The organism is Bradyrhizobium sp. AUGA SZCCT0105 (assembly GCF_018129565.1).
In the GTDB taxonomy this organism is placed as follows: domain Bacteria; phylum Pseudomonadota; class Alphaproteobacteria; order Rhizobiales; family Xanthobacteraceae; genus Bradyrhizobium.
Genome location: NZ_JAFCMK010000013.1, coordinates 1 through 14,630, shown reverse-complemented (window position 1 = coordinate 14,630; position 14,630 = coordinate 1). Strand labels below are relative to the sequence as shown.

General features: G+C 65.0%; 7 protein-coding genes. 6 read left to right on the top strand and 1 reads right to left on the bottom strand.

Translation table 11 applies throughout. The features are described from left to right. Positions 1-303: 303 nt before the first annotated feature. Together glmS and JQ573_RS35745 are read left to right on the top strand one after the other, a co-directional pair. Entirely contained in the window at positions 304-2,130 is a 1,827-nt protein-coding gene (glmS, locus tag JQ573_RS35750; protein WP_212319740.1) for a glutamine--fructose-6-phosphate transaminase (isomerizing), read from the top strand. Between the two features lie 197 nt (positions 2,131-2,327). Next, positions 2,328-3,143: a DUF502 domain-containing protein gene (locus tag JQ573_RS35745; RefSeq protein ID WP_212319741.1), complete on the top strand. Its 816-nt coding sequence runs from the start codon at positions 2,328-2,330 to the stop codon at positions 3,141-3,143. Positions 3,144-3,334: 191 nt separating this feature from the next. On the opposite strand, the gene recG is transcribed toward JQ573_RS35745, so the two are convergent. Next, positions 3,335-5,443 (bottom strand): ATP-dependent DNA helicase RecG, encoded by a 2,109-nt coding sequence (recG, locus tag JQ573_RS35740; protein ID WP_212319742.1) that lies wholly within the window; start codon positions 5,441-5,443, stop codon positions 3,335-3,337. A 187-nt stretch (positions 5,444-5,630) separates the two neighbouring features. Between recG and JQ573_RS35735 the strand changes: the two genes are divergently transcribed. The 4 genes from JQ573_RS35735 to JQ573_RS35720 form a co-directional block, all read left to right on the top strand. Beyond that, entirely contained in the window at positions 5,631-5,921 is a 291-nt protein-coding gene (locus tag JQ573_RS35735; RefSeq protein WP_212319743.1) for a succinate dehydrogenase assembly factor 2, read from the top strand. Next, on the top strand, positions 5,918-9,436 hold the full coding sequence (gene mfd / locus JQ573_RS35730) for a transcription-repair coupling factor (protein ID WP_212319744.1): 3,519 nt from the start codon (positions 5,918-5,920) through the stop codon (positions 9,434-9,436). The genes JQ573_RS35735 and mfd overlap by 4 nt, the downstream gene beginning before the upstream one ends. 258 nt (positions 9,437-9,694) lie before the next feature. Then, positions 9,695-10,408 (top strand): hypothetical protein, encoded by a 714-nt coding sequence (locus JQ573_RS35725; RefSeq protein ID WP_212319746.1) that lies wholly within the window; start codon positions 9,695-9,697, stop codon positions 10,406-10,408. A gap of 321 nt (positions 10,409-10,729) precedes the next feature. Beyond that, positions 10,730-14,630: hypothetical protein (locus JQ573_RS35720; protein WP_212408785.1), on the top strand; the 3,901-nt coding region annotated here is incomplete at its 3' end.

Sequence of the window (14,630 nt, the reverse complement as noted above, 5' to 3'; positions counted from 1 at the left end):
CTTGGCGTGCAGCGCGAATTGTGATTGACCTTGTCTCGACTGTTTCGCGCTGCGACGAAGGTTGTCGCAGATCCCTTATCACATCCTTAACGTGTGCATCGACGCTGCACGTGCCGCCTCATGCGGGGCCGGGTTTGCCGCGGCATAGTTAGCCCCGATTAACCAGCCTTTCGCATCAACCCGCCGCTTAAGACTGTCGCAATCGGCAATAATTATTGAGTATCTTGCGGCTGGCGATTCCCGTTAAGGGACCGTGTCGCCGCTTTGGCAAATTTTCGGCGATTTTTGGGGACATTGAACCGCATGTGCGGCATCGTCGGCATTCTTGGACGCGCTCCGGTCGCGGAGCAACTGGTGGATTCGCTCAAGCGGCTGGAGTATCGCGGCTATGATTCCGCGGGTGTCGCCACGCTGGAGAACGGCTCCCTGACGCGGCGCCGCGCCGAGGGCAAGCTGAAGAACCTCGAGGCCCGGCTGCAGGCCAAGCCACTCGGCGGCCACACCGGCATCGGCCATACCCGCTGGGCCACCCACGGCAGGCCGACCGAGAACAACGCGCATCCGCACGCTACCGAGCGCGTCGCCGTGGTGCATAACGGCATCATCGAGAACTTCCGTGAGCTGCGCGAGGAACTCGAGCACAAGGGCGCGGTGTTCTCGACCGAGACCGACACCGAGGTCGTGGTGCATCTGGTCGACAATCTGCTCAAGGGCGGCGTCGCGCCGGTCGAGGCGGTGAGGGCGGCGCTGTCGCAGCTGCGCGGCGCCTTCGCGCTCGGCTTCATCTTCGCCGGCGAGGACGATCTGATGATCGGCGCCCGCAACGGCCCGCCGCTCGCGGTCGGCCATGGCGAGGGCGAGATGTATCTCGGGTCGGACGCGATCGCGCTCGGGCCGTTGACCGACACGATCAGCTATCTCGAGGACGGCGACTGGGTGGTGCTGACCCGCAAGGGCGCGACGATCTTCGACAAGGACAACGCGATCGTCCACCGCGAGGCGATCAAGCACACCACCGCGACCGCGCTGGTCGACAAGGCAAATTATCGCCACTTCATGGCGAAGGAGATCCACGAGCAGCCCGAAGTGGTCGGGCACACGCTCGCGCGTTATGTCGACATGGCGACCGAGCGCGTCGCCCTGCCGATCAAGCTGCCGTTCGACTTCAAGGATATCCAGCGCATCTCGATCACGGCCTGCGGCACCGCGAGCTATGCCGGCTTCGTCGCAAAATACTGGCTGGAGCGGCTGGCGCGCGTTCCGGTCGAGCTCGATGTCGCCTCCGAATTCCGCTACCGCGAGGCGCCGCTGCGCAAGGGCGACCTCGCGATCTTCATCTCGCAGTCGGGCGAGACCGCCGACACGCTGGCTGCGCTGCGCTACGCCAAGGCGCAGGGCGCGCATACGCTCTCGGTCGTCAACGTGCCGACCTCGACGATCGCGCGCGAGAGCGAGACCGTGCTGCAGACGCTCGCCGGTCCCGAGATCGGCGTCGCCTCGACCAAGGCGTTCACCTGCCAGCTGATGGTGCTGGCCGCGCTCGCGGTTGCCGCCGGCAAGGCGCGCGGCGAACTGTCCGATGCCGACGAGGCCAAGCTGGTGCATGGCCTGGTCGAGATCCCGCGGCTGATGTCGGAAGCGCTCACGTCAGAGCCGCAGATCGAAAAGCTGGCGCGCGAGATCTCGAAGTCGCGCGACGTGCTCTATCTCGGCCGCGGCACCAGCTATCCGCTGGCGCTGGAAGGCGCGCTGAAGCTGAAGGAAATCTCCTACATCCATGCCGAGGGCTATGCCGCCGGCGAGCTTAAGCACGGGCCGATCGCGCTGATCGACGAGCACATGCCGGTCGTGGTGATCGCGCCCTATGACAAGGTGTTCGAGAAGACCGTCTCCAACATGCAGGAGGTCGCCGCCCGCGGCGGCAAGATCATCCTGATGACCGACGCCAAGGGCGCCGCGGAGGCCACCATCCAGTCGCTGGTGACGATCGTGATGCCGGACATGGCGGCGACCTTCGCGCCGATGGTCTATGCCGTTCCGGTCCAGCTGCTCGCCTATCATACCGCCGTCGTGATGGGCACCGACGTCGATCAGCCCCGCAATCTGGCCAAATCGGTCACGGTCGAATAGCCGCAAGTGACGCTGTCACGCAGCCCTTCAAAAACCTGCTAGAATGGCTTAGCTCAGGGGTGCTCCGCGCCGAAGTTCGGGGCAGGATCATCATCTCGCGCTAGCCTTTTGTTTATACACGATCTTTTCGGAAATCCGCGGCGCACTTTTCCGGATCATGCTGGTGAGGACGGCCGCTTCGACGATCTGGAACAGCAATGACGTCCAACAAAGTGCCTCCCCCCGCGCCAGGTGAACTACCCCCGGACGCTCCCCGAGGGCTGATGGCGCGGTTCCGCAACTATTTCCTGACCGGTCTGGTGGTGGCCGGACCAGTTGCGATCACCTTCTATCTGACCTGGTGGTTCGTGAACTGGGTCGACAATTTGGTCCGGCCGTTCGTGCCCACGGCCTATCGGCCGGAGACGTATCTGCCGTTCGGATTGCCGGGTTCCGGCCTGATCGTCGCCGTCATCGCGCTGACGCTGCTCGGCTTCCTCACCGCCAACCTGATCGGGCGAACCCTGGTCGATCTCGGCGAACGGCTGCTCGGCCGGATTCCAGCGGTGCGTGCGATCTATCGCGGCCTGAAGCAGGTGTTCGAGACGCTGTTCTCCGGCAACGGATCGAGCTTCCGCCGCGTCGGCCTGGTCGAGTTTCCCTCGCCCGGGATGTGGTCGATCGTGCTGATCTCGCAGGCGCCGAGCGCCGAACTCGCGGCCAGCCTGCCCGGAGAGGAAGAGCATATCTCGGTATTCCTGCCGTGCGCGCCGAACCCGACCACCGGCTTCTTCTTCTACGTGCCGAGGAGCAAGATCATCGAGATCGAGATGAGCACCGAGGACGCCGCGACCCTGATCATGTCGGCCGGCGTGGTGCAGCCCGGCGCCAACGATCAGAAACAGCGCGCCGCGGCGCTCGCCGGCATGGCCAACGCCGCGCGCGTCGCCAACCAGGCCTCGTTGCAGCCGGCCACACAGCCCGCGCCGGCCAAGGTGGAGTTAGGGGCTGGTGCGCCCATGCGGCGTGTCTAGCCGTACGATCGCGCTATCGCACCGTCATCCTGAGGAGCGCGCTCTTGCGCGCGTCTCGAAGGATGAATCGGCCCCGCTGGTGGCCGTCGATCCTTCGAGACGCGCGGAGCCCGTCATCGGGCCGCGCTCCGCGCGGACCCGTTGGCGCTTCTCAGGATGACGGGACGGACGGCGGCGTCTGTCGCGTTGAGTCATCCCGCGCCGATCAGCGGCACGGCCTCGTCGCGCTCATAGAGATAGAGCAGGCAGCGCAGCGCTTCGCCGCGTTCGCCCTTCAGCTTCGGATCGTCCTTCATGATCCGTAGCGCCTCGTCTCGGGCCTGCGTGATGAGCTGGCCGTGCACCTCGGAGCGCGCGATGCGATAGCCGGGCAGGCCGCTCTGGCGGATGCCGAGCACGTCGCCTTCGCCGCGCAGCTTCAGATCCTCCTCGGCGATCCGGAAGCCGTCGGTGGTCTCGCGGATCACTTTCAGCCGCGCCTTCGACATCTCGCCGAGCGGCTCCTTGTACAGCAGAAGGCAGGTCGAGGCCTCCGAGCCGCGTCCGATGCGGCCGCGCAGCTGGTGCAGTTGCGCGAGGCCGAAGCGTTCGGCATTCTCGATCACCATGATGGTCGCCGCCGGGACATCGACGCCGACCTCAACCACGGTGGTTGCGACCAGGAGCCCGATCTCGTGCGCGGCGAATTGCGCCATCACGCGATCCTTCTCGGTGCCCTTCATCTGGCCGTGCACCAGGCCGACGCGATCGCCGAACCGCTGCTGCAAGCTCTCGAAACGTTCGGTCGCGTTGGTGAGGTGCTCGGTGCCCTCGGCCTCGGATTCATCGACCAGCGGGCAGATCCAGTAGACCAGCTTGCCGGCGCCGAGCGCGCGGCCGACGCCGTCCATGACATCCTCGATCCGGCTCATCGGCACCGCGCGGGTGTCGATCGGCTGGCGGCCGGCGGGCTTTTCGCGCAGCTCCGAGACGTCCATGTCGCCAAAATAAGTCAGCACCAGCGTGCGCGGGATCGGGGTTGCGCTCAGCACCAGCACGTCGACGGCCTCGCCCTTGGAGGTCAGCGCGAGGCGTTCGCGCACGCCGAAGCGATGCTGCTCGTCGACGACGGCGAGCGCCAGCGCCTTGTAGATCACGTCGTCCTGGATCAGCGCGTGGGTGCCGACCAGCAGATCGATCTCGCCGGCTTCGAGCCGTGCCAATAGCTCGCGGCGCTCCTTGCCTTTCTCGCGCCCGGTCAGGATGGCGACCCGCATGCCGGCTCGCTCGGCGAGCGGCGCGATGGTCTTGATGTGCTGGCGCGCCAGGATTTCGGTCGGCGCCATCAGCGCGGCCTGCTTGCCGGCTTCCGCGACGGCGGCGGCCGCCAGCAGCGCCACCACGGTCTTGCCGGAGCCGACATCGCCCTGCACGAGGCGCAGCATCCGCACCGGTTGTTGCAGGTCCGCGATGATCGCCGCGACCGCCTGCTGTTGCGACTTGGTCAGCGCATAGGGCAGGGCGTCGATGATCCGCTTTCGCAGATGACCGTCGCCGGCATTGCGGACGCCGGCCGGGCGGCGCAGCGTGGCGCGGATCAACGCCAGCGCGAGCTGGCCGGCGAGCAATTCGTCGAACGCAAGCCGCGACCAGAACGGGCCGTCCGGCAGGATGTCGGTCAATTCGACCGGGACATGAACACGAGTCAGCGCCTCCCTGATCGGCGGGAAGTTGCAACGGCGCAGCACCTCGGGACTGATCCATTCCGGCAGGTCCGGCAGCTTGGTCAACGCCTGCGCGATGGCGCGGCGGAGCGAGCCGATCGCGAGCCCCTCGGTCAGCGGATAGACCGGATCGATGCCGGACAGCTTTGCGAAGCCGGCCTCATCGACGACGCGGTCGGGATGCACGATCTGCGGGATGCCGTCATACATCGCCAGCGTGCCGGAGACGTAGCGCTTCTCGCCGACCGGCAGCAGCTTTTCGACATAGCCGGGCTGGGCGCGGAAGAAGGTCAGCACGACATCGCCGGTGTCGTCGCTGGCATAGACGAGGTACGGCGCGCGCGAGTTGCGCGGCGGTGGCGGGCGATGGCGGTCGACGGTGACCTCGAGCGTCACCATGGTTCCGACCGCGGCGTCGCGGATCTTCGGCCGCGCGCGCCGATCGATCACGCTCGCCGGCAGGTGCAGCAGCAGATCGACCAGCCGCGGCGTCTCGCTGCGGTCGAGCAGATAGCGCAGCAGCTTGTCCTGTTTCGGGCCGACACCCTGCAGGGTCGTGACCTGGGCAAACAGCGGATTGAGCAGGCTGGGGCGCATCAGGAGAATCTAGGTCCGTTTCGACACGTCATGCCCGGCCTTGTGCCGGGCATCCACGTTTTTTTTGAGCCGGCAGTGACGGCATGCCCCTCAGACGGCGAAAGAGGGCTGACATCGGCCCCTGCCATCGCTATATCAGGCCCCGCCCGGCACGTCCGGGCTTTTGGCGTTCGATGGATTTTGGGACATGACGGGATCGACACGATCGAGCAGCGGGCTCGATGACCGCCGCAAGCGGCTTTTGTTTCGCTGCTGGCATCGCGGCACCCGGGAGATGGACCTGATCCTCGGCCGCTTTGCCGATGCGACCATCGCGGATCTGTCCGATCAGGAGATCGGCGAGCTCGAGCATCTGATCGAGGTGCCGGATCCCGACCTCTATGCCGCACTGACCGGCGACAAGGTGCTGGCGGCCGAATATGCCACCGCGTTGTTTGACCGCATCAAGGCGTTCCGGGTGGCGGATCCCAGCGCATGAAGCAGCCGATGAAATCACCGGCCGCGATGCTCGCGCCCGGCCGGGTGCTGACCATCGCCAACGTCGCCGAGGGCGCCGAAGGGCTCGTCATCTCCGATCTGGCGCGCGCCATTGCCGCGCAGCCGAAGCGGTCGGCGGTCAGCCTCGCCGTGGTGTGCCGCGACGGCGCGCGGATGCAGCAGCTCGCCCGCGCGCTGGAGTTCTTTGCGCCCGATATCGCTGTCATGCAGGTTCCGGCCTGGGACTGCCAGCCCTATGACCGCGTCTCGCCACATTCCGGCATTCTGGCGCAGCGGTTGACCGCGCTTGCCAAGCTGTCGCGGCTGGTCGGCAGCGACAAGCCGCTGATCGTGCTCACGACCGTGAATGCCGCCGTGCAGCGGGTGCCGGCGCGCGATCAGGTCGCGGCGCAGGCGCTGTCGGTTGCGCCCGGCAATGTCGTGCCGATGGACTCTGTCGTCGCCTGGCTCGAACACAATGGCTACACCCGCTCGTCCACGGTGCGCGAGCCCGGCGAATATGCCGTCCGTGGCGGCATCCTCGATCTGTTTCCGGCCGGCCTCGACCAGCCGGTGCGGTTCGACTTCTTCGGCGACTCTCTGGAATCGATCCGCACTTTCGATGCCGAGACCCAGCGCACGCTGCTCGACATGCGCGGGCTCGACCTCGTGCCGGTGTCCGAATTCCAGCTCACGACCGAAACCATCCGGCGCTTCCGCATGGGCTATGTCGCCGCGTTCGGCGCGCCGGGACGCGACGACCAGCTCTATGAAGCTGTCTCCGAGGGACGGCGCCATCCCGGCATGGAGCACTGGCTGCCGCTGTTCCAGGAGCGGATGGACACGCTGTTCGACTATCTCGACGGCGCGACGATCGCGATCGAACCGCAGGGCGAGGACGCCGCGCGCGAGCGCTTCACGCAGATTGCCGACTACTATGACGCGCGGCGCGAGGCGCTGGAGCATCCCGGCAGCGGCGCGATCTACAAGCCGTTGCCGCCTGACAAGCTCTATCTGTCCGAGGCCGAATGGGCCAGGCTGCTCGGCGAGGCACCGCTGGCGCGGCTGACGCCGTTCGCGGTGCCGGAAGGCTCGCCCGACGTGTTCGACGCCGGCGCGCGGCAGGGCCGCAATTTCGCGCCGGAGCGCGCCGACGGCAATGTCAACGTGTTCGAGGCCGTCGTCGGCCACATCGGTGCGCTGCAGTCGCAGCGCAAGAAGGTCATCGTCGCGCTGTGGAGCGAGGGTTCGCGCGACCGCATGGGCGCGATGTTGCGCGACCACAAGCTGCTCAACACGACCAGCGTCAACACCTGGCGGATCGTGCAGGCGACCCCGCGCAACGAGACCATGCTGGCCGTGGTGGGCATGGAGTCCGGCTTCGAGACCGACGAATTCGCCGTCATCAGCGAGCAGGACATTCTCGGCGACCGCTTGGTGCGGCCGCGCAAGGCGAGCCGCAAGCTCGACAATTTCATCTCCGAGGTGACGAGCCTTGCGACCGGCGATCTGGTGGTCCATGTCGAGCACGGCATCGGCCGTTTCGTCGGGCTGCAGACGCTGGAAGTCTCCGGCGCGCCGCACGATTGTCTCGAACTGCATTATGCCGCGGAGACCAAGCTGTTCCTGCCGGTCGAGAACATCGAGCTGCTGTCGCGCTACGGCTCCGACAGCGCCAATGTCGAGCTCGATCGTCTGGGGGGCGGCGGCTGGCAGGCGCGCAAGGCGAAGCTCAAGAACCGCATCCGCGAGATCGCCGGCGAATTGATCAAGATCGCGGCTGAGCGGCAGCTGCACGAGGCGCCGAAATTCCCGCTGCAGCCGCATGTCTATGACGAGTTCTGCGCGCGCTTCCCCTATGAGGAGACCGAGGATCAGTTAGGGGCCATCAACTCGACCTTGAAGGACCTCGAAATCGGCCGCCCGATGGACCGCCTGATCTGCGGCGACGTCGGCTTCGGCAAGACCGAGGTGGCGCTGCGCGCGGCGTTCGCCGTGGCGCTCGAAGGCAGGCAGGTCGCGGTCGTGGTGCCCACCACGCTGCTGGCGCGGCAGCACTCGCGGACCTTCACGGAGCGCTTCCGCGGCTTCCCGGTCAACGTGGCGCAGGCCTCGCGGCTGGTGTCGACCAAGGAGTTGAATCAGGTCAAGAAGGGGCTCACTGACGGCAACGTCGACATCGTCGTCGGCACCCATGCGCTGCTCGGCAAGGCCATCAAGTTCAAGGACCTCGGCCTCCTGATCGTCGACGAGGAACAGCACTTCGGCGTCAGCCACAAGGAGCGGCTGAAGCAGCTGCGCGCCCAGGTCCATGTTCTGACGCTGTCGGCAACCCCGATCCCGCGCACGCTGCAACTCGCGCTGACCGGCGTCCGTGAGCTCTCGATCATTGCCTCGCCGCCGGTCGATCGCCTCGCGGTGCGCACCTTCGTGGCGCCGCACGATCCCCTGATGATCCGCGAGGCGCTCTTGCGCGAACGCTACCGCGGCGGGCAGGCGTTCTACGTGGTGCCGCGGATCGAGGACCTCGCCGGCGTCAAGGATTTCCTCGACAAGAACGTGCCGGAGATGAAGGTCGCGGTAGCCCACGGCCAGATGCCGCCGACCGTGATCGAGGACATCATGTCCGCGTTTTATGACGGCAAATACGACATCCTGCTCTCGACCACGATCGTCGAGTCCGGTCTCGACATCCCGAACGCCAACACGCTGATCGTGCACCGCGCCGACATGTTCGGTCTCGCCCAGCTCTACCAGCTGCGCGGCCGTGTCGGGCGGTCGAAGCTGCGCGCTTATGCGCTGTTCACGCTGCCGGCGCAGCAGAAGATCACGGCGCAGGCAGAGCGGCGGCTGAAGGTGTTGCAGTCGCTGGAGACGCTCGGTGCGGGTTTCCAGCTCGCCTCGCACGACCTCGACATCCGCGGCGCCGGCAATCTGCTCGGCGAGGAGCAGTCCGGCCACATCAAGGAAGTCGGCTTCGAGCTGTACCAGTCGATGCTGGAGGAGGCGATCATCAACCTCAAGGCCGGCGTCGCCGAGCCCGCCGCCGACCGCTGGTCGCCGCAGATCACGATCGGCATGCCGGTCCTGATTCCTGAGGACTACGTCAACGATCTCAGCGTGCGGCTGTCGCTCTATCGCCGCCTTGCCGATCTCGAGACCGACGAGGAGATCGACAGCTTCGCCGCCGAGATGCGCGACCGTTTCGGCGTGCTGCCGGACGAGGTGCGTTACCTGTTCAAGGTCGCCGCGATCAAGGCCTACTGCCGCAGGGCCAATGTCGGGAAGGTCGATGCCGGTCCGAAGGGCGCCGTGATCGCGTTCCGCGACAACAGCTTTGCCCATCCGGAGCGGCTGGTGATGTTCATCCGCCAGCACGGCCAGGCCGCCAAGGTGCGGCCGGACATGAAGGTGGTGTTCTTCCAGGACTGGGAGACGCCGGAAGAGCGGCTCGCCGGCACCACCGAGATCCTGCGCCAGCTCGCCAATCTCGCGGAGACCAAAAAGGCTGCGTGAGGTTTTGGCCTGCCCGGAGCGGGAGGCTCGGCTCAAAAAGTCAGTGATCGAGACCTCGCGCCAAGTGAGTTGGCGAGGGCCAGCGGATCTTCGCTTCGACTGTCGGGCATCGGCCAGGCTCGGCCGCGGGGCGAGTTGCCGGACAGACTTGTTGGGAGTTGGAATCGCGATCGACACCACGATCGATGGCGTCCGAATGACAGTTGACAGTGGTTCAACCGCAAGCAGCACCACGTCGACAGCAACGGCAAGCTGACCGTGTTCGGCGGCACCACCAGCGACACCACCATCGATGGTAACGAAGAGTCGGGTGAGGAAATCTATCGCAGCACCGCCATCAATACGACGATCAAGAACGGTTGGCTCCAGTGCGTCTCAAACGACTGCAACCACAACCTGGCGCCTACGGCAGCGCAGTCGCGTCCAACACCGCGGTGGAAAGCGGCTCCGAACAGATCGTTGGATTTCCTGGGGCTGCCACCGCGATCAACACCTTCGTCGAAGGCGGTACGCAGTACATCGGCTCGGAGCGGAATTTGCGTACTGGTCTTTACAACCGGCCGCGATGGTGATCGCCACGTTCGTTGTCAGGGGCAGAGCAGACTTCGCCCAAGGCAAGCTGGAGCGGCGCTGGGATTCTGTTCATCGTTGTATGTTGCTTTGTTCCTGCGATTCCGGAGCAGCCCCGAAGGGGTACTCGCCAAGGTTTCGTTGACGAGGTTGTCAATCTCGCCTAGCTTTTTCTCACATTTCGAACAGTTTCTTTGTATTTCACTACAGGGGTTTTTCGTGAATGCGATTACCGTCGCGCCGGCGATCGGGCTGAAGCGCCCGGCGGACCATTTGCCGGAACATCCCAACGTCATCGTTGATCGTTCGGCTGACGCCGCGCCAGTCATGCTGACTTTTTCATTGGTCTGTCGAGCGGCCTGTCGTGGCTTGCATGGGCGTCAGGAACGCGGGTCATCATGATCAGCGGGTTCACCCATCCCACCAACGAATTTGTTACGCCTTACCGCATTGTCAATTTTCACGCGTGCAACAGTTTCTGGAACGATCCGCGGATGCGTTTCGACCACAAGGATTTCCTGTGGCGTCCGCGGCACGCAAATTCACCGCGACAATTTGAATGCACGCGGCTGATTTACGGCCGATCACGTAAAGCAGGTTATTGAGCGCATACCAGGATTTTTCGGTCGACGCCAACGCGGTGCGCGTAAAGGACGTCGACGCCGACGGGCATCGCTGCCCGAAACCGGCAAATGAATTTTAGTCTGGCCTAGAGGCGGAACCATGCAGACGATTTCCAGCGGCGTCACCATTACTGTATCTTCTGGCACGGAATCCGGCGATACCGTCCTGACCGGCGGCACGCTGATCATTGAGTCCGCGGGCAGCGCCACTGGAACGACTGTGTCCGGTGGCTCCGAGGTGATTTCGAGCGGTGGTGTCGACAGCGGCGCCACGATCCTGTCCGGCGGCAGCCAGAATATCTCCAGCGGCGGTCTCGGCGTCTCGGCCACGGTGTCTGCAGGCGGCCTGCTCAACGTTTCCTCGGGCGGTTCGGCGTCGTTCGTTGCCGTGTCGTCGGGTGGCACGCTGAACGTTACCGGAACGGTGACAAGCCACGTTGAGGTCTTTTCGAGCGGCCTTGTTGTGATCTCTTCCGGCGGCATCGAGACGGGCGCTCCCGGCAGCGACGAGACGATTGTGTCGGGTGGCACGGTCAGCGTGACCTCGGGCGGCCAGCTCTCCTACTTCACGGTCAGGAGTGGTGGCCTTGTCACGGCCGACAATGGCGCGACGATCCACGACTTCGGCGTCAGCAGTGGCGGCATCCTCAATCTCGCAGGTTCTCAGACCAGCAACTCGGAGGTCTTCGCCGGCGGCACCGAGAATGTCTTTTCGGGAGGCAACGCGCAGAACTTCGATGTGTCGGGGGGCACGCTGAACGTGCTCTCCGGCGGCAATGCGCAGTCCTTTACGGTGTCGGGAGGCTCGCTCAATGTCCTCTCCGGAGGCCAGTCCGAGTTCTTCACCCTGTCGTCCGGAGCCTCGGCCAGCGTCGCAACCGGCGGCACCGTTCACGATCTGACCATATCGAACGGAGCAACGCTCAGCCTTTTGGGTTCGGCGACGAACTTCGTGTTCGTTGGGGGCGGCGCCACGTTGAACGTCTCTGCCGGCGGTGCCCTCAGCGGTTCATTGGATCCATCCGCCCTCCCAACGGTCACCGTCGTGGGCACAGTGAATGCATCCGCGGGTGCGTCCGTCAGCTACGTTGCCGTCAACAGCAACGGCGCCCTGAACTTGCAGGCCGGCGCGTCCGCGCATGACATCAATGTGAATAGCGGTGGCCAATTCAATCTCGCGGGAAGCACAACCAGTAACATCAACATCCACGGCGGTGGCCTGGAAACCGTTTCGTCCGGAGGTGCCGAGAACGGCGCCAATGTCTTCGGCGGCGGTGAGCTCGATGTCCTTTCCGGCGGATCGGCAAACGCCACGATGGTCAATGGTGGTCTGCTGAAGCTGTTCTCAGGCGGGTCCCTCAGTGGCGTTTCGGTCAATTTCGGCGCCGTAGAACTGGTCAGCGGAGCGTCCGTTTCGCAGCTTTCCAACACCACTTTCGCTGCCGGCACCCACCTTGAGGTGGGCCCTGGCGCTGTCGTGAGCGGCTATTCGGCGGGTAGTGGCCCGATCCTCGACGTTCTGTCGGGCGGCTCAACCTCCGCCATCACCGTCACCGCGAACGGCACGGAGAACGTGTTCGCGGGCGGCACGGCCCAGGGCACCTTCATTGGCAGTGGCGGCTTCATGCAAGTCGGCATTCCGTCGTTCCAGGGATCGGGTGGTTCGGCAGGCGGAACCGCGAGCAACACGACCGTGGCGGGCGGTCAGCTCGATGTGAACTCCGGTGGCCTCGCGGTGTCCACCACGATTGCCAGCAACGGCGGCGCGCAAGTCACCTCAGGCGGTGCAGTATCTGGAACGACGATCTCCAACTCCGGTGGCATGACCGTCCTGAGCGGCGGCACGGCGGCCGGCACGACGTTGCTGAGCGGTGGCTACTTCCAACTCGGATCGTTCAACGGTAGTCCCGGTTCAGCCGGTGGCAGCGCGACGGGCACTATCCTGTCTGGCGGATTCGAGGCCGTCTTCAGTGGTGGCGTCGATTCCGGCGCCACGATTCTGTCGGGTGGCACTCAGGTGGTTTCCTCTGGTGGCGTCACCATTGGCGCCACGATCTCAAGCGGCGGCGTGTTGAATGTGTCGGCCGGCGGTTCGGCCGCGGCGCAAGTTTCAAGCGGAGGTGTTGAGGATGTTTCGTCTGGCGGCCTGACGTTCAACACTGCGGTCTTCGGCGGCGGCGCCTTGAATGTTTCCGCCGGCGCGACGGCGCACGACGTCACCCTGTCGGGTGGCACGCTCAATCTTGGCGGCACCGTCACCAGCAACGTTTTCATCTCAAGCGGCGGCATAGAAAACGTGCTGGTGGGAGGATTGGTCTCGGCATCCTCCAACGGTGTAGGGACGACGGTTTCGGCCGGCGGCATCCTCAACGTGATGGGGACCACGTCCAACATGGTGGTGGTGTCCAGCGGCGGCGTCGAGAACGTCTCGTCCGGTGGCGTCATCCAGGGCACCATCAGCGGTGCGGCCAGTGCGGGAACGTTCATCGCGGCCGGCGGAACGCTCAACCTCCTGGCCGGAGGCTCGGCCAGCATGATCAACGTGTCCGGCACGCTTAACGTGCAGGGCAAGATCACCAGCAATGTCACCATTCAGAGCGGCGGCCACGAAATCGTCTCTGCAGGTGGCTCCGTCACCGGCGTCACCGGTTCGGGGACCGTCATTTCCGGACTCGTCGACGTTCTCTCCGGCGCGTCGTTCGAATATGCGACCGTCTTCAATGGTGGTGACCTGAATGTCTCGTCCGGTGCGACGGCGGACCATATCTCCGTCTCGAGCGGCGGCATCTTCAACGTTGGCGGCACGGTTCTGAGCAATGTCTCGGTCTTTGCCGGCGGCATCGAGAACGTATTCTCCGGAGGTGTGGTCACCGGTATCACCGGCTCCGGAACCGGGATTTCGGGTGGCACCGTCAACGTGTCCTCGGGAGGCGCAATCGACCACACGACCGTCATCAGCGGTGGCGTGCTGAACATTAAATCTGGAGCCGCGGCGCACGACATCGCGGTGTCGAGCGGTGGTGCGCTCAACGTCGCTGGCGCGGTGACGAGCAACGTCGCGGTCTTTGCCGGAGGCAATGAGATCGTTTCCTCTGGCGGCTCCACGGGGCCGGTCACGATCTCCGGCGGCGTGGTCGAGCTGCGGGCCGGCAGCATCGCGAACGGCGGTATCACCTTCAGCGGTTCCGGCGGTCAGCTCAAGATCGATGGCACCTCCCTGGCCGGCACGACGATCAGCAGTCTGGTGCTGGGCGACAGCATCGATCTGGCAGGCCTCAATTTCGTGTCGGGTGGGGCGGCGACCTTGCAGGCCGGCAACATCCTGCGCGTTACCGAGGGGGCATCCACCTTCAATCTGCAGCTTGATGCGATACCCGGCGTGCGGTTCAGCGTCAGCGCGGATTCCGGCACCGGAACGCTGGTCACGACGCGTGCCGATATCGCTCCGGTCACGTCAGCGTCCAACATCCATGCAGGCTCTGGCCAGACCTCCGTGCTGGCTTCCAGCCTCTTTACGGTGTCGGACGCCGATGGCGATCCGATCACCCAATACGCGTTCTGGGACACCGGCGGCAACGGCCACTGGGTGGTGAATGGTGTCGCCCAGGCGGCCAATGCCGAGATCGATGTTGCGGCGGCGAACCTGTCGCAGGTGAGCTACGTCTTCGGTCCAAACGGATCGACTGATACCCTTCGCGTTCGAGGCAATGACGGCACGGTTTGGGGCGACTGGACTCAATTTACGGCCAAGGCATTTGGCGACAACGCGCCAACCGTGAACGCAGTCAACGTGACTGCGGCGCACGGCCAGACGTCGATTGCTGCATCGAGCCTGTTCACGGTGAGCGATCTGGACGGCGACACGATGACCCAGTACGCGTTCTGGGACACCCAAGGTAACGGACATTGGGCCATCAACGGCGTCGTCCAGGCCACCAACGCCGAGATCGATGTTTCGGCGGCGAACCTGTCGCAGGTGAGCTACGTGTTCGGCCCCGGCG

Excerpts from the sequence above, each read along its gene's own strand:
- JQ573_RS35735 (WP_212319743.1), top strand. The coding sequence starts at position 5,631 with ATGACGGGATCGACACGATCGAGCAGCGGGCTCGATGACCGCCGCAAG.
- JQ573_RS35745 (WP_212319741.1), top strand. The coding sequence starts at position 2,328 with ATGACGTCCAACAAAGTGCCTCCCCCCGCGCCAGGTGAACTACCCCCG.
- mfd (WP_212319744.1), top strand. The coding sequence starts at position 5,918 with ATGAAGCAGCCGATGAAATCACCGGCCGCGATGCTCGCGCCCGGCCGG.
- recG (WP_212319742.1), bottom strand. The coding sequence starts at position 5,443 with ATGCGCCCCAGCCTGCTCAATCCGCTGTTTGCCCAGGTCACGACCCTG.
- glmS (WP_212319740.1), top strand. The coding sequence starts at position 304 with ATGTGCGGCATCGTCGGCATTCTTGGACGCGCTCCGGTCGCGGAGCAA.